The 22,396-nt window shown below is 48.9% G+C and carries 18 protein-coding genes; 4 read left to right on the top strand and 14 right to left on the bottom strand.

Features of this window, described 5'->3' with window-relative positions; translation table 11 throughout:
• Window positions 1–15: 15 nt before the first annotated feature.
• A complete protein-coding gene (locus AADH33_RS09585; RefSeq protein WP_348548772.1) occupies window positions 16–1,260 on the bottom strand; it encodes a patatin-like phospholipase family protein in 1,245 nt (414 codons plus the stop codon).
• Window positions 1,250–3,901 carry an alpha/beta fold hydrolase gene (locus AADH33_RS09590; protein WP_348548773.1) on the bottom strand — a complete coding sequence of 884 codons (2,652 nt, stop codon included), beginning with the start codon at window positions 3,899–3,901 and terminating at the stop codon, window positions 1,250–1,252. The genes AADH33_RS09585 and AADH33_RS09590 overlap by 11 nt, the downstream gene beginning before the upstream one ends.
• Before the next feature lie 196 nt (window positions 3,902–4,097).
• Here AADH33_RS09590 and AADH33_RS09595 point away from each other — a divergent pair, with 196 nt between their 5' ends.
• The gene (locus AADH33_RS09595; protein WP_207969379.1) at window positions 4,098–5,009 is read left to right on the top strand and encodes a lysine exporter LysO family protein; all 912 of its coding nucleotides are present in this window, start codon (window positions 4,098–4,100) and stop codon (window positions 5,007–5,009) included.
• A gap of 102 nt (window positions 5,010–5,111) precedes the next feature.
• Here AADH33_RS09595 and AADH33_RS09600 read toward each other — a convergent pair whose 3' ends face one another.
• From AADH33_RS09600 to AADH33_RS09610, 3 genes are all read right to left on the bottom strand, one after another.
• Window positions 5,112–6,074 carry a COG2958 family protein gene (locus AADH33_RS09600; protein WP_348548774.1) on the bottom strand — a complete coding sequence of 321 codons (963 nt, stop codon included), beginning with the start codon at window positions 6,072–6,074 and terminating at the stop codon, window positions 5,112–5,114.
• A 93-nt stretch (window positions 6,075–6,167) separates the two neighbouring features.
• Complete coding sequence (locus AADH33_RS09605) at window positions 6,168–7,421, bottom strand: FAD-dependent oxidoreductase (RefSeq protein WP_348548775.1); 1,254 nt, start codon at window positions 7,419–7,421, stop codon at window positions 6,168–6,170.
• A gap of 167 nt (window positions 7,422–7,588) precedes the next feature.
• Complete coding sequence (locus tag AADH33_RS09610; protein WP_348549977.1) at window positions 7,589–8,884, bottom strand: FAD-dependent monooxygenase; 1,296 nt, start codon at window positions 8,882–8,884, stop codon at window positions 7,589–7,591.
• Between the two features lie 558 nt (window positions 8,885–9,442).
• Here AADH33_RS09610 and AADH33_RS09615 point away from each other — a divergent pair.
• Together AADH33_RS09615 and ybeY are read left to right on the top strand one after the other, a co-directional pair.
• Complete coding sequence (locus AADH33_RS09615; protein ID WP_348549978.1) at window positions 9,443–10,537, top strand: PhoH family protein; 1,095 nt, start codon at window positions 9,443–9,445, stop codon at window positions 10,535–10,537.
• A gap of 264 nt (window positions 10,538–10,801) precedes the next feature.
• The gene (ybeY, locus tag AADH33_RS09620) at window positions 10,802–11,407 is read left to right on the top strand and encodes an rRNA maturation RNase YbeY (protein ID WP_348548776.1); all 606 of its coding nucleotides are present in this window, start codon (window positions 10,802–10,804) and stop codon (window positions 11,405–11,407) included.
• 84 nt (window positions 11,408–11,491) lie between these two features.
• Here ybeY and AADH33_RS09625 read toward each other — a convergent pair whose 3' ends face one another.
• Complete coding sequence (locus AADH33_RS09625) at window positions 11,492–12,367, bottom strand: mechanosensitive ion channel family protein (protein WP_348548777.1); 876 nt, start codon at window positions 12,365–12,367, stop codon at window positions 11,492–11,494.
• 132 nt (window positions 12,368–12,499) lie between these two features.
• Entirely contained in the window at window positions 12,500–13,387 is an 888-nt protein-coding gene (locus AADH33_RS09630) for an energy transducer TonB (protein WP_348548778.1), read from the bottom strand.
• A 381-nt stretch (window positions 13,388–13,768) separates the two neighbouring features.
• Between AADH33_RS09630 and AADH33_RS09635 the strand changes: the two genes are divergently transcribed.
• Complete coding sequence (locus AADH33_RS09635; protein WP_348548779.1) at window positions 13,769–14,542, top strand: hypothetical protein; 774 nt, start codon at window positions 13,769–13,771, stop codon at window positions 14,540–14,542.
• Between the two features lie 156 nt (window positions 14,543–14,698).
• Here AADH33_RS09635 and AADH33_RS09640 read toward each other — a convergent pair whose 3' ends face one another.
• From AADH33_RS09640 to nuoI, 7 genes are all read right to left on the bottom strand, one after another.
• A complete protein-coding gene (locus AADH33_RS09640) occupies window positions 14,699–15,514 on the bottom strand; it encodes a ferredoxin--NADP reductase (protein ID WP_105244967.1) in 816 nt (271 codons plus the stop codon).
• 225 nt (window positions 15,515–15,739) lie between these two features.
• Entirely contained in the window at window positions 15,740–17,218 is a 1,479-nt protein-coding gene (locus AADH33_RS09645; RefSeq protein ID WP_348548780.1) for an NADH-quinone oxidoreductase subunit N, read from the bottom strand.
• A 3-nt stretch (window positions 17,219–17,221) separates the two neighbouring features.
• Complete coding sequence (gene nuoM, locus AADH33_RS09650) at window positions 17,222–18,847, bottom strand: NADH-quinone oxidoreductase subunit M (protein ID WP_075101462.1); 1,626 nt, start codon at window positions 18,845–18,847, stop codon at window positions 17,222–17,224.
• A 1-nt stretch (window position 18,848) separates the two neighbouring features.
• On the bottom strand, window positions 18,849–20,723 hold the full coding sequence (gene nuoL, locus AADH33_RS09655; RefSeq protein WP_207969389.1) for an NADH-quinone oxidoreductase subunit L: 1,875 nt from the start codon (window positions 20,721–20,723) through the stop codon (window positions 18,849–18,851).
• Window positions 20,724–20,727: 4 nt separating this feature from the next.
• Window positions 20,728–21,036 (bottom strand): NADH-quinone oxidoreductase subunit NuoK, encoded by a 309-nt coding sequence (nuoK, locus tag AADH33_RS09660; protein WP_075101564.1) that lies wholly within the window; start codon window positions 21,034–21,036, stop codon window positions 20,728–20,730.
• Window positions 21,037–21,134: 98 nt separating this feature from the next.
• Window positions 21,135–21,842 carry an NADH-quinone oxidoreductase subunit J gene (nuoJ, locus tag AADH33_RS09665; RefSeq protein WP_348548781.1) on the bottom strand — a complete coding sequence of 236 codons (708 nt, stop codon included), beginning with the start codon at window positions 21,840–21,842 and terminating at the stop codon, window positions 21,135–21,137.
• Window positions 21,839–22,387 (bottom strand): NADH-quinone oxidoreductase subunit NuoI, encoded by a 549-nt coding sequence (nuoI, locus tag AADH33_RS09670; protein ID WP_198335865.1) that lies wholly within the window; start codon window positions 22,385–22,387, stop codon window positions 21,839–21,841. Before nuoI ends, nuoJ begins: the two co-directional genes overlap by 4 nt.
• Window positions 22,388–22,396 lie beyond the last annotated feature (9 nt).

Raw genomic sequence — 22,396 nt, forward strand, 5'->3', positions numbered from 1 at the left:
CGCGAAAGTAGTCAACTATAGCGTATGCTGCCGAATATAGCTGCTCGTTCGCTGATAGCCATATTGCCACTGCGCCTGCATTTGCTGCACAAAACCATCATAATCACGATGAATCAACGCTACGGTCATTTGCTTTATACTAAAGCGCTTTTGCACGCTTTGGTCTGCGAGCTGCTCGGCATTGTCAGCAAACGGCAACCAATGCAGCTGCTCGGTATGGCGAGGGCTTGCCTCTCTCTGATAGCCATGCACCTGTGCCAAACGAGCATTGGGATCAAAACCAAAGACACGCTTAATCGCTGGGGCAGCAAGCCAGGTATCATACCCCGCTTTGCTCTCGGCAAATACCGTTTGCCCCAGCTGACAGGCCAGCTCAACGGGTGTGAGGTTGATGACACCGCCTAAGCACCAACCGAGCGCTGAAATATGGGTGGGTGGTAGATAATACATATCGGCCATAGACGCACGTATCGCGTCCGCAAAACTCCACTGGCTCACTATCTGTACATGCGGCGGTATGCGCCCATCAGCAAACGCATGCGCAGGTGATCGTATCTTATTGTCAGCTGCGCCTTGCATGGCGGCGGCAAGCGACATCATAGTCGCCATACGCGGCGAGGCAAATAACAACTCTTGCAATACTGCTGCTGGACCCGCCGCCGTATATGAGGCAGGTGGCCACGCGCTGTCAACCCCAGAGGCTTTTTGCAGACGGCTGGCGATGATGGCAACCTCAGGTATGGCTTGCTTGGTGCTTTGAATACAATTATGACCACGGGCACTCTTGTCTCTACGCTCATTACGCTCATTGGCAACACCAGATAGCGCATCGAGCCAATACCGCTCATCATCGATACGAAACATGGCCAATTGCTGCAGCTCTGCGAGTAGCTGCTCATAGCTGGCTGGCGATGAGCATTGCGGTTTGGCGCTTTGCTTGCTTGCTAAGCGCCAACGCTGTATGGCCTGCGTTATATAGCGCATTTTTGATCGTCTATTTGCTTCATCTGGCCTGACATGCCTGATTGCACAAATGGCGGTATACAGCTCATGGCTATACAGCAGTGCTTGCAAGTCTTTTGGCTCAGGTGCAAGATGTACCAAGTACGCCGAGAGGCTGCCGCCGCAAGTACCTATGATCATATCTGGCCTCAAATCATGGGCGACCAGCGCGGCATAACTGCCCAGATAATAGGCAAAGCGCGAGCCGCCTCCCGAAAACAGCTGCACGCGCTCATATGTTGTGTGCTTATTTGTCATCGAGCGGGCCGACCTTTACCGCCAGCGACACTGTAAAGATACCAAAACGATCGATACGCATGCTGACTTTTTGAAAGCCTGCCTGCCTGACCAGCTGGTCCATCTCCGCTTGAGAGCGGCAACGCATCACCCAGTCACGGCCGCGATGGTTGTTTAAGGTTTTACTGATAAACTCTTGCTCAGGGTGCCATGGTTGATTGGTATAAATCAGGTAGCCATTTGTGTTTAAGTTATCATAAATACCTGCTAATGCAGTCTCGGGTAAGCGGTTGTCAGAAAACAGCTCAAACAATCCAGAGACGATAGCGATATCAAACCCTGCATCAGATTTTGCGTTGTTTGATGATGGCATATGTAGTGATGACGCGGTGGCACTATCCTCCTGCACGGCCTGCGTATAACTGGCAGGGTCAAAAGCGTCCTGCTTCCTGACCACCACTCGATCAGTGATACCTAAGCGTTCAGCTTTTGCTTGTAGCGCTTGAATATTATGCACCTCATAATCTCGCAGCTCAGCTTGTAGCCCCGTAAATTCCGTCAACAGATCAAATGCATAATAACCATGACCACTGGCGATATCTAGCAGCTTTGGTTGATAGCGCTTAGAGCTACTTGGTTTTTTCCCTTGAGGGTTGTTGTCTTCGATAGCTGTCAGTGCGATACGCGCCAGCTCTAATATATGCTCGCGGCGAATACGAATGCCTTGCCAGCCGATGTTGTTAAGATAGAATTTATCGACCGCTTGACCAAACTTGTTTTGGCCACTAGGCTGGTTTTGATAGACATGATCGAGCGAATGCCCTGAGTCAAAGCCATGCTCAAGCCCTGTGGCAATCGCATCGCTGACATGACCAAATGTTTGCATCGCCAACCGAGTCAGCGCAAAGCTTGGATTAAATGGCTTGATGGCCAGTCGATCGACCTTGTCTTTGCTGGCGCTATGTAAATGCGCCGCCCTTAAATCCGCTGTTTGTACCGGTGTGCTACATACCTCCTCGGCAAACGCTAAACAGTCGGCAAACACGTCGGCTTTGTTGGTCTCATGAAAGATGGCATGGTAGCTATCAGGATACAGCTGCCAGCGTTTGCTTGGGCTATTGATCGCCTCATAAAATGTCCGCTCTGCTTGCTTATCCACCACATAGTCTTTGCCAGCACACAAGACAAAGGTCGGTACGGTGATGGCCTCTGCATCATCGAGCAGACGCTGACCGGTCGCGTGCGTGTCGATCAGCAGGTCGGTTGAGATGCTGCTAGAGATCAGCGGGTCGGCATTGTAGGCGTGCTGCGCGTCTTGGTCATGGGTGAGTACTTGCGCTTTGACGTAGCTGCTGACGCGTGACATCAGCCCAAGCGTACGCGCTACCTTTAGCGACGGTATGGCAAAAGGCAGATACAGACGAATCTTGAGCGCAGGTGTGCCGAGTATCATGCCGCGGATGTTGGGCGCATAATCATGCACCCACGCGGCGGCGAGCACGGCACCGATACTACTGGCGACGATTAGCGTGTCGTCGATGGCGATGCCAGTTTGTTCCATCACCAGCTGAACAAAGTCATTTAAATCGCGCTCAAGCTCGGTGACGCTCTCGGCATGATCTTTGATACCGCCTGATCGGCCATTGCCGCGCGCATCCCACGCAAACACCTGATAGCCTGCCGCTGCAAACTGCTGCCCCAGCTCTGCCAGACGTCCTGAATGCTCATGACCACGATGCAACAAAATCACTTGCCGTAAGCACTGATCGGCGTCTTTTAACTGCTCAATAGGCATCGTTAGCCAATAACGGTAATAAATCGCCGTGCCATCATACGCGTTATAGCAGCTCTCGCCTTCTATCACGGCAGCTTGTAATACTTCCGTAGCCGCGCTAGGAGAGGCTGGTATATCCTGCGCCGCTGTATCATTTATATTTATAAAATCAGAAGACATGGTCTGGGACTCCAAAGTAGTATGGGCTGAGCGCGGTACAGGCGGCTGACGCTGTAGATACAGTGCGGCCATATAGCGCAGACGATTGAGGCACGTTTTTAGCAGTAGTATTTCTATTAGAATAAAAAACGGACTTGCTGAGCGATGAGACAATGATATCGGTACGCTAAGGCTTTTTGCCGCCCCAAGCGCGCCCAACACAAACGCACGGTCACTTTTGCCCAGTGGCCCTTGATTGGCTCGAGCGCCCACCGCAGCATCGCAAGCGATTGCTATCAGCTCAGTGCTGACACTCAGTATCATCAGCCCAAAGACATGACGCTGCTGATGAGCCTGTTGGTCAATCACATTTTTAGATGGACAGCTTGGCTGAGCGCTATGAGGTAGCAAGCTGCTGATGAGTGCCGTATCGGCAATAATGTCACCTACTTCATTGAGCACACCGCCCAGCGCAGATGCCTGTGCATGCTCACGCGCCATCATGCCATCGATGGCGTTGAGCGCCATACGTACAAACAGCGACGACGGTAGCAGCGCCCAAAGCGCCTGATGGTGAGCCGCAGGCTTGGCAATCACATAGGCTGTCCCTAGGCTGAGCATCACAGCAGATATCGTCACTTGATTGGCGCGGCATCCTGACGTAGCCAATGTATCGCTTATGGGGCGCAACTGGTCTTGAAACTGAGATTTGAGCTGATAGAGCGACATAGGGCTGACCACAGAGGTTGAGTGCCTTAATGTAGCAACAAAAGTTGATCAGGTAAAGATAAGCCAAGCATATAAAAGTACTATTCGCGGCCAGTATCGTTCTATTTTATGATGAATATCATGCGCGGATAGCCGTATTTATAAATGAATATGATACAATCTTCGGCTTGTTTAAAACCGCTGCGAGCCTGCCGACATGCAAAGCCTGATTACCCTTGTACTGGTATTAATGCCAATGTTTATTGGCTTTGCCATCCCCTCGAATCCCAAAATGACCAAGCTTGCGGATAAAGGCTTGTCGTACTTGGTGTTTATTATCTTGGCGCTCATCGGTATCGAGCTGTCACAAGTGGAAGGGCTGGGCAGTCAGATAGGTGAGATTGCTCTATATGTCACCATCTTATCGATTTTGACGATTGGCAGTGGTTTGTTTGCGCTCATGCTCTTTGACCGTCTGCGCCCGTGGCATGCCAAAAAACCCAGCGTCAAATCCAAAGAGCACCGCGTCAGTATCCGCGGTAGCTTGGCACAAGTGGTTTGTGTCGTGATTGGCATGGTGATTGGTTATTTTTTACCGGCAGGTTATATGCCGCCTGAAAACACCATGACCGTCATGCTGATGATATTGATCTTATTGGTCGGTATCGGTCTCAAAGGCTCAGGCATCACCCTAAAAGAAGTCTTGCTCAATAAGCGCGGAGTGGAGATGAGTATTATCTTTACCCTATCGATATTGGTAGGCGGCCTTGTCTTTGCGCTGATGTTTAGCGATGTATCGTGGACCAAAGGCTTGGCGCTGGCGTCTGGCTTCGGCTGGTATTCGCTATCGGCCATCGTCATGACCGATGCTTATGGGGCGATTTGGGGCAGTGTGGCGCTGTTCAATGACTTGATACGTGAGTTTTTTGCGCTATTATTTATTCCTGTCTTTATGCGTAAGTATCCATCAGCAGCGGTCGGACTTGGCGGTGCGACCAGTTTAGACTTTACCTTGCCTATCATTCAACAATCAGGTGGCCTAAAAGTTGTGCCACTGGCAATTAGTTTTGGCTTTATTATTAATATTGTCTCGCCTGTACTGATGGTGGCGTTTTCGGCGTTGGGGTGATTAAATTATCGTTTAGAATATAAAAGATATATTGAGCTTGCTGACTACAAATAAAATCTAAGCAAGCTTACACTGGTAAAAGCAGATTTGGAAAAACAAGACCTACTTGTTCACTTTATCATTCCACAAACTCTTAGTGACTCTGCCTGTTTGAATATATATACCAACTTGATCAACAAATGATTCGAAGTCTTTATTCTCCTCAGTGATTCGATTCACTGATAACCAGTCTATATTGTTACGTTCTCGCGCTGGGATTAATATTTGACTATCAAATAGTGACTGAGTGTTTAGTATTAATACTCCCACACCATGTAATCCTGAGAGCATTTGCAGCTCTCCTTCTACTGCCGAATCTAGACCAGTTGCGACCAAGTAAGCATAATTAGCCCAACTAGAATTAGAAACTGCTTGAAAAAAGCTTCTACGCACATTGCTTTTATTTAAGTCTTTTTTTACCTCAAACGACCAAAGCCGCACAAAAGCATCATTACTATTACGTACGCAGTCTCGCACAACGCTAGACCAATTTTTATCTAGTGTTTCTAGAGCTACGATATCAGGATGTAACCAGTGATTTCCACCCGCACCCTGTGTATTACGTGATTTTCGTTCATCAATTCGCTTGCAAAACAACCCCATTTCTTCTGCAAGAAACTTGATTAATAATGGATATAGGTCATGCTCACTTAAGTTAGGTGTAAGAGTACTGTCACTTTTAGACTCAGATTGAGTCTGAATTTTTACCCCTGCAAAGGTAGCTTGTGTTATTGGCTCACTTGTAGCAATAGGCTTGTCTGACCAATAATATAGCCTCGGCCTTGGTTTATCTTGAGTAATTATATTTGGACACTTCTTTTTAGCTGCCTGTGTACGACTTCCACCAATTTCGGCAGCTAACTGAGTTACAAGTTCATTATGGTTTTTATAACGTGGATTTTTTTGCTTCTCCTCCATCTCAGCCGGATAACGACTTATAAAAAACTCTGCAAGTTCCCGAGCAGTGAAAGTGCGTTCAGGATTCTCTCTAAGCGTTTCAATAATCATTTCTACTCTGGTTTTCATACTCTCTCTTATTAAGCTGATTATGCTATCTATAACCACAACACTCACATCAAGTAAAACATTTCGAATCAATCGAATTAAAAATAACCATCCCTAAACCCCACTCGCCTGCTTCGCAAACAATCGCATGAGTGGTTTTATCTTGCCAACGCGGTACATGCCTTCGCTGCGAATCTGCTGAATCGGACGCATCTGCGCAAGCGAGCCTGCAAACAGCCAGTTAAGCGCCGAAAAGCTATGCATCATCAGGCTATTATGCGGTCGGCGTAGACGCTCATAGCTACGCAAGGTTTGGTTACTGCCCCACAGCTTATTGCCGCTACGCGCATAGTCGTGCATCAGCTGCTCACTTAGCGCCTTCACATCGAGCATGCCCAGATTTAACCCCTGACCTGCCAGCGGATGCACACCATGGGCGGCATCGCCTATTAGCACCAAATTGTCCTGTACATAACGCTTCGCTTGCTGCGCGCTCAGTGGAAAGCTGGCGATGGACTCTATCTGCTCGATTGCGCCCAGCTCATAGTGACTAGCAGCAGCCAATTTATCAGCGATCACGCGCTCGTCTTCCTCGAGCAAAGCCAGTGCGTCATTGCGCGGCAGTGTCCAGACAATAGACTGCCAATGCTGCGGATTGGCTTTATCTTCATCAGTGATATCCGCTAAGGGCAACAGAGCCAGCGTGCCGGTCGGTAGCATGGCTTGGCGCGCGGTCGCTTGATGGGGCTTGGCAGTCTGAATCGCGCAGCAAATCGCGGTTTGGTTATAATCAAGCGTGTCCAGCCCAATCGCCGCCTGCTGACGGACAAACGAGCCACGACCATCGGCACCGACGAGCAGATGCGTATCGATAGCAGCGCCGTCCGCTAGCGTCACACGGTAGCCCTGCTGCGTCCCGCGCCAGTCCATATTGACGACTTTTTGCCCTGCGATGACGGTCAGATAATCACTGACATCCTCCTCAGACAGACGCTGCCACAAAGCATACTCGATGACCGCTGGTTCAACCATACTGCCAAGCAGCTCTGGCGCACTGCGGTCACTATCGCCAAATAATAGCTCGCCCATACCATTGAGCTGCCATACCTGCATCTGCGAGTAATCCGCCTTGCGTCCAGATAGTGCTATCTTTTGCCAAGCGCCTACGTCTTTTAGCAGCGCAATACTGGCGAGGCTCAGTGCATAAACACGGGCATCTCGCTTGCCAAGAACCTGTTGCCATGCAGACTCATCTCGAGCAGGACGCGCATCGATTAAGGTCACGGGCATTTTGGCCTGTGCCAGCTTTAGCGCCAGCGTCGCACCGACGATACCGCCGCCGATAATGAGTGTATGGTTGTTTGTCATAAGTTAGCTCTCGATATCAGGACGTTTTAAACATTTAGAAATAAATACTGCTACTGGGATGAATTTTATGCAGCCTCTGGAGTGACGAAGTCACACAGCAAGCAAGAAAAATTTATATCAGTAGCACGATGGCATAGCTGTATTCTTCTTATTTAGGATTCACTATATTACGATTTTAAGCCCATGGCATAATTTGCCACCAACGGTTTGATATTGGGCAGTTTATCAAACGCCACCAGTGCCATGTTACGCGCCAATTTGATGGCGGGATTAGGGTGGGTAAAGCCATGGACGACCGCATCACAAAAACGAATGACGCGTTTTTGGTCGGTTTGTCGGGCTTTTTCGTAGCGCGTGAGCAATGCCGGACTACCGATATCCTCGCCTCGCAGCACTTGCGCGCTCAGCATTTTTGCCAGTACGTGAGCATCGCGCATACATAGATTAAAGCCTTGACCTGCCACAGGATGCAAGGTGTGGGCGGCATTACCCATGATGACGCAGCGGCCAGCGACTTGCTTATCTGCCAGTACGCGCGTCAGCGGATAGGCACCGCGGCGACCAGCGTTGACAAACGTGCCAGCACGATCGCCAAATGCTCCCTGCAACGTCGCCAAGAAATGCGCATCATCTTCTAGGTATCTTGTCTCTTCGCCTTTTGGGCAGACCCAAACCACCGAGCGTCTGTAGCCTTGTTGATATTCCTCATTGCCATCGCCATCTGGGTCGGTCAATGGCAGCACCGCCAGTGGCCCTGCTGGACTAAATCGCTCAATGGCGACATGGTCGTGCGGCTTATCCGTCTCTACCACTCCGACGATGGCGGTTTGCTGATAATCATACGTCGTTGTGCCGATGTCTAATAGCTGGCGCACGGTAGAGTCGCGGCCATCGCAAGCGACCAGTAGACTGGCCTGCAACTGCTGCTCGTGCTCTTCTTCGCCGTAGTAGCTAAAGCTGAGCGTCACGCCATCAGGCTGCTGCTCGACAGCGATGACGTTGGCATTATCAATGATACTAATCAGCGGCTCTTGCTGCGCGGCCAGTAATAGCTTGCGCCCCAGCCAAGCGTTTTCCATCACTTGCCCAAACGACTCGACCTGCTCGTCCGCCTTATTTAATTGCGCGCGGCCAAAGCTGCCTTGCTCGCTGATCTGTACCGCATCAATACGGCAGGCATGGCTTTGTAGCTCATCCCACAGCCCAATCTCTTGATAAATCTGTACGGTGCGCCGCGACAGAGCGGTGTTGCGACTGTCCAAATAATGACTGCGCGTGCGGTCATCTTGCGGGCTGATGGTTGGGTAGCTGTTTTTTTCGAGCAAGGTGCTGGCGATACCGTGATGGGCAAGCAGCAAGGCAAAGGACAGACCCACATGACCGCCGCCTGCGATCAGCACTTGCTGCTCAGTGATTGCTGCTTTTTTTTTGACAGTTGATGACGTTGCATTAGTGTTTTGCATCATGCTATTCCTAATCATATTGCTTTTAATGGTGTGCTTTCTTATTTTTCAGGCGTTATTTATTAATGCCCTAGATTACCACAGTTTGCTTGAGTTTCTGTGCCCTGACACGTATGCAAAGCGTGTACTCGCCTGTTTGCGGTCATATCATAAAAGACTGACATGAGGGTGAGCTAAGCCACAGCATACCTGACCATTGCAGCCGTTTGCCCACCAGCCCGTGGTTGCAATCTACATACAAAAACCCCGCCATCTGGGCAGGCGATGGCTTGAATTTTAAAAACTATCTACCATAATGAAGACAAGACATTGATTTATCATTAACCCCAAAACCAATAATAATTTACCGTTATCTATATCGCTAGCAGATACGCCAAATGCGTGTTAAAAGGCGCGTGACACACTGCCCGCCCAGACACCTTGACGAGCGATTTTTATTACCCATTTTATTATTTTATTTTTTATCTCTGAAGCCCGTGGCGTATTCCATGTTGATCTCATCAGCACTAGGCGATAGCAGCGGGTACACAACACAAGGATAATCGCTTGACTGATTCTATGAGCCGCCGTATAAAGTTTGAATCACTGACCCCAGCACAGCTCAAAACCGTGCTTGGTGAATACAACAACCACATGAAATACCTACAAGATCGCCTCGATATCAAGATCATTCAACGCCAAGGCGACTTTTGCCTGAGCGGGGATGTGACTGCGGTCGAGCGCGGCGAACGCATCATCTATAAGCTGGTCGATGAGGCGCAAAACACCAAGGATATCAGTGCAGAAGAGCTGCATTTGATTATCCAATCGAGCGTCTCCCGCGATGAAGACATGGCAGATGATGAGCAAGAGTCTGCCGATGATGAGAGCGATACAGCTGATTTAGATTCGGCAGATGAGTTTACCCCCATTAGCCTGCGTACGCGCAAAGGCCGTATCATCCCGCGCGGGGGCAACCAGCAGCGCTATGTCAAAAACGTGCTCAGCTCCGATGTGTCCTTTGGTATTGGGCCTGCTGGTACCGGCAAGACGTATCTGGCGGTGGCCTGCGCGGTCGATATGCTAGAGCGCAATGAGATTGAGCGCATACTGCTGGTACGTCCAGCGGTAGAAGCTGGGGAGAAGCTGGGGTTTTTACCCGGTGATCTCACACAGAAGATTGACCCCTATCTGCGTCCACTCTACGATGCCCTCTATGAGATGCTTGGCTTTGAGAAGGTCGGCAAATTGATCGAGCGGCAAATCATCGAGATTGCGCCGCTGGCTTATATGCGTGGCCGCACCTTAAACAACTCATTTGTCATCTTGGATGAGGCGCAAAACACCACACCTGAGCAAATGAAGATGTTTTTGACGCGTCTGGGCTTTGGCTCACGCGCCGTCATCACCGGTGATATCTCACAGGTCGACTTGCCACGCGGTACCAAATCAGGCTTGGCACAGGCGATGGATATCTTGAGCGGTATCGAAGAGATTCATATTACTAAGTTTGACTCAAAAGACGTGGTGCGCCATCAGTTGGTACAAAAAATCGTCGAAGCCTATGATGTGTTTGATGAAGAGCAAATCGCGCTACAAGAAAAACGTAAGTTTGAGCGCATCAAGGAGCAAGAGCGCAGACAGGCGGTGGCAGATGCAGCCTCTAAACTGTAGCTAAACGTCATTAAACCGTTATGTCTAACCCAAAAGACCGGATTACTAAACATAGTGATCTGGTCTTTTCGTTAATATTAGGGCGTGTTGAACATTCAAATGTGGCACTGGCGGCGGCTATTTTTCAGACAATACGCAGTGAAATTTTCGAAGCCTCTGTCGGCGTAGGCACAGCACGCAAGAAAAGTTTATACCAGTTCCACGTTGACATACAATCTATCTGTTTTATTTATAATCGACTATATCTCTCCTGAAGGTGACGCTATGAACCAATCTAACAACGATAATATAAACGCCCTAAAGATAAATAATCTAGACAAAATTGAGCTTGATGTCAGCGCTCTCGATAGTATCGATGAGGGGTTAATCAGTCGTTACTACAGTGCAGATCGTCTATTGCCGATCATGGCTGCAACTTTGAAATATATAGATAGACGTATAGAGAGTGGTCTGATGCTCCCTTATTTTACAGATATTAGTCTTGAGACGTGGCAGCACAAAATCAAAGCGCTAGATATCTATATTACTGACAAAACTGAAGGTCGTGAATTAAACCTAGAGGCGCGGGGCAAGGACTATGCGACCAATATCTTATCCTATCCAAGCGACTTACCCGTCGCCATTATTGACTTGATGCCGACCCTACCACTCGGCGAGCTGATCATCTGTCATGAAGTCGTGGTACGAGAAGCCGGCGAACAAGACAAGAGCGTCGCGCAGCATATCAATCATTTACTAGTACATGGTATGCTGCATTTATTAGGCTTTGATCACGAGCTTGGACAAGCTGAGCAAGAGGAGATGGAAGGGTTTGAGATAGAGATTTTGGCAAGTCTCAACCTACCAAACCCCTATCTACCAAACGCTTGAATTTGACGAGATGGTTTTTGACCGAAACAATCCCTTAGAATAGGCACTGAATAACCAATCCTTGTTCACTCTTTAGTCATAGGCTCAGTCTTTAGTCATGGGCAGTTTTTGCGACTGACCCATTTGATTAATCATCTGATCCAAGCCTTTGACATGGACGCTACGCTGCGGGAATGGAATCTCAATCTTCTCATCATCTAAAGCGTATTTAAACTGCTCAAGCAAGTCACACTGCATCGTCCACCAATCAGCATTGGTCGTCCAGACATTGAGGGTCAAATCTACCGAGTTGTCACCCAGATTGGTCACGCGTACGATAGGCTCAGGGTCGGTAAAGGCCATTGGGTTGTTTCTGGCCAAGCTCAGCATCACCTCTTTGGCAGTTTTGATATCGGCATCGTAGCCGATCCCAACCGTGATATCGACGCGCCGATTGGGCAGCGCCGTATAATTGGTCACCGCTGAGGTGGTGATATCGCCATTTGGGATGATGATATCGTGGTTGTTGATCGTGGTTAGGTGGGTGTTGATCAACGTAATCTCGGTCACCGTCCCTGTATAGCTGCTAATCTGTACATAATCACCGCGCACAAAGGGGCGAAAAGTAACGATCATGATACCAGCGGCAAAGTTTGATAGCTGATCCTTTAACGACAAACCAATCGCGACTGCTGCACCGCCCAGTATGGCAACGACCGATGTCGTTTGGACCCCGACCTTGCTCAGCGCGGCCAACACCACCACCACCAGTAATACGCCATAAAGCAAGCGCCCTAAAAAGCTGGCCACCGTATCATCTAAATGACTGCGGAGCATAATACCATGAGCAAAGGTGACGGCTTTCTTGGCCAGCCAGCGCCCGACCACAAATATAACAATGGCAAAAGCCACTTTGATTACCAAGCTCAATGCGTTACTGGTCAAAGCAGCAACATCGACTGTAAAACCTAAAAATTCCATACTGACTCTTTATGTCTAAGTGTGTTTTATATCCAAGGTATTGATAAAAGCAGCGGTTCACCTATGCTGGTAAACGGCTTTTTTTGATTTGCTGTACACTCATTGATACATCACTTATTGATACCTTATCCGCTAATACGTCACATTGACTGTATCGCTGTACTGATAAGTGCGTATCAAACGCAGCTCTACAATATCGCTCATGTCTTCGGTGAATTTGCCAAAGGGTGCCGCTTGCCGCACTGACTGCTTTGCCGCTTCATCCAATATCGTCGAGCCTGAGCTCTCTAGCAAACGAATGGCTTTGACATTGCCATCACTACTGATAACCACCATCAAGCGCACATCACCGGTGATACCCTGCGCCCGAGCTTGCGCTGGATAATGCAGGTTGCCGACTCGCTCGACATGCTCACGAAACGTATTGATATAATCCGCTGCCGCGCCGCGCGTCGTCGAGTTACTATCGACCGTCACCACTTTTGATTTGGTCGCATAGACCTGCTGACGCTGGGACAGCTGCGCCTCTAATGTCGCGATTTGTTTGCGCAGGCGCTCTTCTTGCGCCATGATATCATCTTGCTCTTGCGTACTGTCAGTATCAGACTCGACGGTTGCCTGTCGCCAGCTCAAGGTGGTACGCAGGTAGCTTTCTTGATAGCGCTGCTGACGGGTCTGCCGCTGCAAATTGATCACATCTTGTGTCTCGCTCATTTGCTCAGCTGACAGCGGGCTGACCTGATCAGTTTCTTGCCTGAGCTGTTCTTCTATCGTGCCGCCACCGACCTGAGAGGCGTTGGCGATAAAGTGCGCGTCCTCATTTGGCTGCATGTTGTCCGTCAAGGCCTTGGCCACATCCTGCATCATCGCTGCCGGATCTTGCCCCATAGAAAAACTGATACCAAAAATAATCAGCACATGCACACTCACAGCGATGACGATAGCCATAGGCAGGCCTCTATCGCGCTTAGGGGCTTGCGCTGAAAAATGATAACTTTGTGAGTCTTTAATATAGGCCACAGTTGCTCTCAGCTTAAGGGTATGAGCGGCGCAGCACAAGTCTGCCGCTCATCTATGTATCAATGAATAGGCACCGCTAAGCGGTTGACTCATGCCGTGCCGAGGCTATCATAACATGACATAGAATTGCGTCGCCAGCACAACCGCCAAACAGGCGCGCCATCCACACTGCAAACAAATCATTTACGATAAAACGCCTGTGTTCATTTTGAAGCCACGATATTTGTTATATACTGCTTTATAAATGCTATAGTCGAGATACTATAAAACAAACACCCTATCATTGGGATGCTTGCTTTCAATAATATGCAGGAACACAACAAGAAGTGCATACTTTAATAGCGCACTATAAGGATAATACGTTTGAGTGGCTTTGATAACATGAGTGATAACGTAAACAATTCAGACAGTTTTGATGAGTACTTTGAAAACATTGGCTATCGTTTTGATGAGTCATTTAGCGACGGCTGGGAGCGCCTCACCCAATCTGTTAAAAACCTTTATAACAAAACCACCGATAAGTTTGAAAACGAGCTATCGCTGCCTGTGGCGCAGCAATACGTCAACGATGCGTTGCAAAAGTTTGTCACCGACAATGTAAAGGCCATCTTAGAGCTGCGCGTTGAGATGCACGACGACTGGTTTCGCCTATACTGTACTATTGATATCTCAGGCATCTATATCGAGGTCGCCAGTAACTTTAGCTTGATTCATGTACAGCTCGATCGCAATGTGCAGCGTTTTGTCTTCGGCCAGCAGACCTATACCGATGTGCTAAACCTGCGCTGCGAGTCTTTTATCAAGCGCCAAGGCATCAAGCTGTTTATCTGGTTTTATCATCGTATCCTCAAAAAAGACCCGCTCGGCTTTATCTTATCTTATATCAACATTGCTCGTGCCAAAGACGAGGTGATCTACCTCGATATCAACCGCTGGCTAAAAAAGAACAAAAAAATCATCAGCACACTGCACAAGGTGCAGGTCAATTATGGCGAGCTTGAAGAAGAGCAGATGATCTTAAAGACCCAGATCAACTATCGTGATCTACTGGCCGCCAGTAGCAATGAAGACATCATTAGCGACGCCGATGAGCCTGAGCTGATGCAAGGCCCGATCAACCCTGTCGCAGATGCCACCGAGCCCAATCAGGTTTGATATCCAACTATATGGGCTATCAATCGTACGTAATAGACCATTAAAACGCCGCTACTTTTCGTCTATCAAGTAGCGGCGTTTTTGTACAGCGGAAATACAGCTTTTATTTATCAGATTTAAGCAAACACCTGTAGCGGCAGCTTTTATTAATAGCTTTTACCAATAATTTTCTACCGCGATATTGCCCTCGCCGCGGCGGTTCATCACCAGCCCTAATGTCTTTAGGGCTTCTTTGGTGTCCTCTACCATCTCAGGGTTGCCGCAGAGCATCACATGGGTGCTGTCGACATCCAGCGCAATACCTGCACGCTCTTGTAGCGTACCATCCAATAGCAGCTTTGGCAGGCGCTCCGTCAATGCGCCATCGACGGGCTCGCGAGTGACAATAGGGATAAAAATCAGCTTGGCAGGGTTGTCCACCAACGAGCCAAAGTCTGCTTGCAAGCGTTCAATCAGCTCAATATAAGCCAGCTCTTCCACCGAGCGCGCACTGTAGGCCAGTACGATATGCTCGTAGTCTTCCCATGTCTTTAGGTCTTGGAGCATCGACAAAAACGGTGCCAAGCCTGTACCTGTCGCCAATAACCATAAGTCTTTGGGCAAGGGTTTTTGGTAGCGAGCCAACGTCAAAAAGCCAAATGGCATGGTATTGAGAAGCAGCTCATCACCCACTTCTAAGTGCTGCAACTGCGAGGTAAAAGCGCCATCAGGAATGACAATAGAGAAAAACTCTAACACCTCATCAAATGGTGAGGAGACAATTGAGTAGGCACGAAATATGTCTTCGTCCAATGCTGCTAATGCCTCGTCCTGCTGCTGATAATACTTCAGCCGACTGGGGTTGACCCCCAAACGCACAAACTGCCCTGCAGTAAACTTAAAACTGTCAGGACGGCTGACTGTAAAGCTAAATAAATTGGGTGTCCACGTGGTCTTACTGAGCACCGTTACTGTCTGAATATTGTCACTCATAATAGTTAATCACTCTCGTTTTTATTAGTCGTTTTCTTTTAATACTTCTATTGATGGTTGTGTTTATTTGTTTTTAAAGGGGTCAAACCAAAAGATGCGCCAAACTTATCATAAAGCTGGCGCATCTTGGGTGGTTTACCATCACAGCGGACGTGCGGCACGATAGATTGCTGCACTGTAGCGGTTTATTTGCTACCTATCTATCAGCATATTACTATCAGTACATTACCAGATACGTGCCATGCTCGCCCACTCAATCATACTGTTTGGCAAGATACCAAAGAACAAAATAATCGCTGTGACGGCGATGACCATGATACCACCCGTGCGAATACCCCACTGTCCTGCCACATCAAACTCGATGAATTGCTTAGGACGTTTAAACAAGGTCAGCAACACGCGCAAGTAATAAAACAGACCGATGGCACTGCCTAGGATAATCATCGCAGCCAAGAACCAGTTGGTCCCTTGTACCGCTGCCAATATCGCAAACAGCTTGGTGATAAAGCCTGCGGTAAGCGGAATACCAGCCAGTGACAACATCATAATGGTCATGACCGCTGTCAGCACGGGACGACGCCAAAACAGCCCTTGATAGTGAGTCAGCTCATCGGCCTCACCTGCCAAGCGATAAGGACTCGACATCAAGGTCACTACCCCAAAGGCACCGATAGAGGTAAAGGCATAGACCGCCATATACATGCTAGAGATGCTATCGGCTGCGGTACCGATACTAACAATAACGATCAGCACATAACCCATATGCGCAATGGATGAATAACCCAATAAACGCTTGAGACTGGTCTGACGTACGGCTAGTAAGTTACCTACCAATATCGATAAAGTTGCCATCACCATCAGCAGTATCTGTACAGACGGCAGCGCCAATAACGCGGTATCTATTAAGAAACGCACGGCCAAAGCCATCATCGCCACTTTTGAGACAGACGCCAAAAACGTAGCGATAGGGGCTGGTGCACCCTCATAGACATCGGGGGTCCACATATGAAAAGGAGCTGCTGAGAGTTTAAAGGCAATACCGAACAGCATCATCGCCGCCCCAAGTATCAAGAGTGGCGACTCAAATACATTACCTAATACCAAGCTTATCGGTTTGAACGCCAGCGCGCCCACCTCAGCGTAGATAAAGGCCATGCCCATCAGCAGTGTGGCCGATGCGGTCGCTGATAGCACCAGATACTTCAGCCCCGACTCAAGCGAACGATTACGCATATAAGTATAGGCCAATAAGCCATATAGCGGTATCGATAGCATCTCAAGACTCATAAAGAACGCCGCCAAATGCTGGGCACTAACCATCAGCAGCGCGCCGATTGTCGATAGCAACATCAGCAGATACAGCTCGTCTTTATTGTCTTTTAGGTTGGCAAGATAAGCATAAGACAGCGTACAGCACGCCAATGCACAAATAAAAATCACCACCATATTAAACTGAGCAAAATTATCGATGATAAATAATTGCTCAGCGCTAGGCGCAGCCGCGCCGCTACTGACAATACCAGCCATCTGCGCCAGCAAGGTAAATAGCCCAACGTTTAAGCCCACCACCGTAACAGTACCTGTCACCATATGTGAGCGTTTTACCGCGATGGCAATCATCACCACCAACACCGTAATCACTACGGCGATGATCGGTGCGTAAGGTAGCAATCCCATCAAATCATTCATCGTAATATCATTCATGACTTAACGTGCCTCCATTGCATCAAGCAGTTGCATGGCATCTACCTGTGTGACTTGACTGTATATATATGCATTATTGATCCACTGCATGGCGTGACTTGACGTATCGAGGAATGGCTGCGGATACAATCCTAGCCAGACCAAACCTGCTGCTAACATAAGCAGCAACGAAAGCTCACGCTTGCCCAAATCTTTTAGTCTACGCGTCGGCAGACCATGCGACTTGGTTTCGTGTATCGCCAGCGCTTCGATATTGTTTTTACCAAACAAGGCGCGGTGAATCAAAATGAGCGAGTATAGGCCTGCAAGTACCAAGCTGAACGTAGCAAAAACCACAAACACAGGATACTGAGCAAATGAGCCAAATAAGATCATAAATTCGCCAATGAAGTTACCCGTACCCGGGATACCCAATAAAGCGGCGCAAAAGAACATCAGTATCGGTGCATAGTAGCGGAACTGACCCCACATACCGCCCATCAAAGTCAGATCGCGCGTATGTAAGCGCTCATACAGCTGTCCTGCCATGATAAACAATGCCGCCGAGCTAAGCCCGTGCGCCAGCATCTGAATCATCAGGCCTTGCAAGCTGATGAGCGTCCCAGCATAGATGGCCAATACCACAAAGCCCATGTGCGAGACACTGGTATATGCCAATAGACGCTTCATGTCGGTCTGCATAAAGGCGAGCCACGCCCCATAAAAGATACCAATCGTCCCTAAGGTAATGGCAATCGGTGCAAACTCTTGCGACGCGGCTGGAAATAATGGCAAGACAAAACGAATCAAACCATAGGCGGCAGTCTTAATTAGAACACCGGCCAAATCCACCGAACCTGCTGTTGGTGCTTGAGCGTGCGCATCGGGCAACCAGCCATGAAAAGGTACAATCGGTAACTTCACCGCAAAACCGATAAAGAAGCACAGCATAATGGGATATTCCCAGCCGCCAAGCGAGGTGCCGAGCAAATCATTATAATTAAAGCTGACCACCCCAGTTTGCGCATAGCTGATAATGACCAACACCAAGATACCGATGAGCATGATTAGCCCAGACGCTTGGGTATAAATAAAGAACTTGGTCGCTGCGTACTCTTTGGTTTTGCCCACCACATCATGACCCCATAGCGCGATCAAGAAGTAGATAGGAACCAGCATCATCTCCCAAAAGAAGAAGAACAAAAACAGATCAATGGCCAAGAACACACCGATGACGCCGCCCAAGCTCCACAGTAAGTTGAGATGGAAAAAACCCACACGGCGCTGAATCTCGTTCCACGAACAAGCGACAGCAGCGATACCGAGCAGCCCTGTTAGACCCACCATCAGCAGCGACAAACCATCTAGCGCCAAATGAAAGCTGATACCAAAGCTTGGTATCCACGGCACACTAAACTCAGCGACCCATGGCACGTTTGCATCTGGCGCGATCACCTGCTTACTCATACCGCTATAGTCGCCGTACTGCCATAGCACGAGTGACAAAGCAAAGGTTATGATCATCCCGATTAAGGCGATCCAGCGCGGCAGACGTTTATTAATCCGCTCTACCAGCCAGCATAGCAACCCTGCAATAAAAGGAATTGCAATCAATGCTGGTAGCATCCACGTTTGTTGTAACTCAATCATCTTATACCACCGTTATCATTACCAGCACGAGCAATACAGCAACGCCTAAGCCAAAGCTTGCAGCGTAACCTCGAAGTGACCCTGTTTGCGTCGCAGACAATACCTTATTACCTGCTGATGCCAGCTTAGGTAAGACATACCACGTTTTATCGATAGGGTCGGCTTTTAATAAGCGGCCGATGAACAAAAAGGGTTTTACAAAAAGTAAATCGTATAGCGCATCAAAACCTAGGCCGTGATAGCACCAGTGATACAGCGCGCCGCCGACACGCGAGCGCTTAAAGCTCGTTAGCAGACGACCTTTATTGACCACATATAACAGCGCGGCCAATACCAAACCTGCCAGCATCGCACCCATGGCGATATACTCTGCAGTATGCTTGGCCTCTGCTTGACCAGCCACTTCTAATAGATGCCCAACACTCTGGGGCAACACACCTTGTAGCGGCGGCGTAATCCACGCACCGACAGCGGTCGATAGTACCAAAAGCACGGTAAGTGGTAACCAATAGGAGACCCCTGACAGCTTATGCGCATGGGTCTTTTCTTCACCAAAAAAGACAATCCAGATCATACGGAAGGTATAAATTGCCGTTAAGAATGCACCAAACACACCCATGTAAAATAGTACTAAGTGACCAGTGGCATAAGTTTCCCAAAGAATCGCTTCTTTAGAATAAAAACCAACGGTGACCCAAGGTATCGCAGCGAGTGCTCCGCCACCGACGATATAACACCAAAATACCAAAGGTATCTTTTTGCGCAGGCCGCCCATCTTAAAGATGTCTTGCTCATGATGCACCGCTAGAATGACCGCACCTGATGCCAAGAACAACAGCGCCTTAAAAAAAGCATGGGTCATCAAATGGAAGATAGCCCCTTGCCATGCGCCCACGCCTAAGGCCAAAAACATATAGCCAATCTGACTCATGGTCGAGTAAGCAAGGATACGTTTGATATCGGTTTGCGCCAGCGCACAAAATCCAGCGACCACAAGCGTTAACGCCCCGACACCGCCGACCCAGTACAATAAAATACCTGGCGTTAGCTCAAACAATGGATGCAGGCGGGCGATTAAATACACCCCTGCGGTGACCATCGTCGCGGCATGAATCAATGCCGATACTGGTGTTGGGCCTGCCATCGCATCAGCAAGCCATGTGTGTAGTGGCAACTGGGCTGATTTACCCATCGCGCCGCCCACCAGCATCATAGTGGTGAGCATCATTATGGGGTTGTTTAGGTCAAAGACTTCGGGCGCGCGGGTGATAATTTCTTGAATATGCAGCGTGCCGAACTCGCGAAACAATAAAAACAAACCAAAGGCTAAAAACACATCACCGACACGCGTGACCGTAAAGGCTTTCATCGCCGCGCGGCCGTTGGCTCTGTCGTGGTAGTAATAACCAATCAGCAAGTACGAGCAAATACCCACGCCTTCCCAGCCCAGATACAACAAAAACAAGTTATCTGCTAGCACCAGCAACAACATACTGGCGACGAATAAGTTCATATAGCTAAAAAAGCGGGCAAAGCCGGTATCGCCTTTCATGTACCAAGCGGCAAACATATGAATCAAAAAACCGATACCCGTGATGACGCCGGTCATGGTCAATGCCAAGCCATCAAAACTCAGCCCAAAGCTCGGAGCAAAATCCCCGACCTGAAACCACGTCCACAGCGGCATCTCGATGACCGTACCTGCAGGGTGACTGGTCAAAAAAGTATAGCTGACGACGAGCGTACAAAGCGCAGATAGCAGCATGCTACCGACACCGACTATCCTCGCCACCTGCTCGGTGAGTTTGTCGCGCATAAAGGCTAAGATTAAAAAGCCAATGAGCGGGAATATAAAGGTTAATGGTAATAAACTCATGACATCATCCTTTCATCTCATTGGCGCTATCGACATCGAGATGCCCACGCTTATGATAAAACCGCAATAATATTGCCAGACCGATTGAAGCTTCAGCCGCGGCCAAAGTCAAAATAAAGATAAACATAATCTGCCCATCTGGATCGACCCAGCGACTGCCTGCTACTACAAATGCCAATGCCGTCGCGTTCATCATAATCTCAAGACTCATTAGCATAAATAAAAAGTTACGTCGTACCATGACGCCGCACAGACCGATAGCAAATAAAATACCTGCCAAAATCAGTCCATGACTCATGGGTATCATACCCAGTACATTTTGCGCCTCAGCAGCTGGCTGTACTAAGCCTGCTACCTCATGGGCAAACGGCACGTTTGACACATCTTGTGCCACGCTCGCTGCTAGTACCATCAGTCTGACTCCTTGCGCGTGACTCGTTGTACACCTACTTGCTTACCGACATAGTCATGCGGGTCAACATCTTTGTATTCATAAGGCTCCGCCATCTGTGCTGTATGGCTATCGTCGTTATCATATGATTTGATACTGCCGACAGCTGGCTGCACATCTTGGCTACCCTTACCGATGACCTCATCATCTTTCGTCTCTTTGCCCAAGTGGTAGGCGGCAACCAAAGCGGCTAGCAGCAGTAGCGCCGCCACCTCGATGAGCATGACGTACTTGGTAAAGAGCACCGTACCGACTGCTTTGGCAGAGATGGTGGTACCACCAATCATCGCCGCGTCATCATGCCCCATACCTATCATCGCATACAGCACAACGCCGATGATAACCGTCAGGCCTGTCGGCAGCGCCCACGTGCCAGCATCGAGCCAGCGCTCTTCGCGCTCATCATTACTCATGCCCAAGTTGAGCATCATAATGACAAAGACGAACAGCACCATGATAGCGCCAGCATAGACGACGATCTCTAGCGCCCCTGCAAACGGTGCACCTAAGACAAAGAAAATACCTGAGATGGCGAGCAAAGACACAATCATCGACAAGATGGCATGTACTGGATTGGCCTGCGTCACCACACGCAGGCTGGCAAATATCGCCACAGCAGCCAGCGCATAAAACCCTGCCAGCTCAGGGCTGTTTAAAATAGTCATCATGGTAGCAAGCTCCTTAGATCAATCGGTGCCGCTTCGTTTTGAGCAGCGCCTTTTGGTTTTTCCGCTACCGCCATACCGGTCACACGATAATAGTTATAATCAGGATATTTGCCTGGACCTGAGATGAGCAAATGCTCTTTTTCATAGACCAAGTTTTGGCGCTTATACTCACCCAGCTCAAAATCTGGCGTCAGCTGAATCGCTGTCGTCGGACAGGCTTCTTCGCACATTCCGCAAAAGATACAGCGCGAAAAGTTAATACGAAAAAACTCTGGATACCAGCGTCCATCGTCACGCTCGGCTTTTTGTAGTGAGATACAGCCTACTGGGCAGGCGACGGCGCATAGGTTACACGCCACACAGCGCTCATCACCATCAGGGTCACGCGTCAGCACAATACGCCCGCGAAAGCGTGGCGGCACTGGCACTGGCTCTTCAGGATAAAGAATGGTGTCACGTGGCCTAAGCGCATGGCTGTTGACCATCCACATGCTGCGGACAATGGTAAAGATACCAATGACGGTCTTTTTTATGGTAGTAAACATGGGATTATT

Source organism: Psychrobacter sp. KFRI-CH2-11 (assembly GCF_038239325.1).
Lineage (GTDB): Bacteria > Pseudomonadota > Gammaproteobacteria > Pseudomonadales > Moraxellaceae > Psychrobacter > Psychrobacter celer.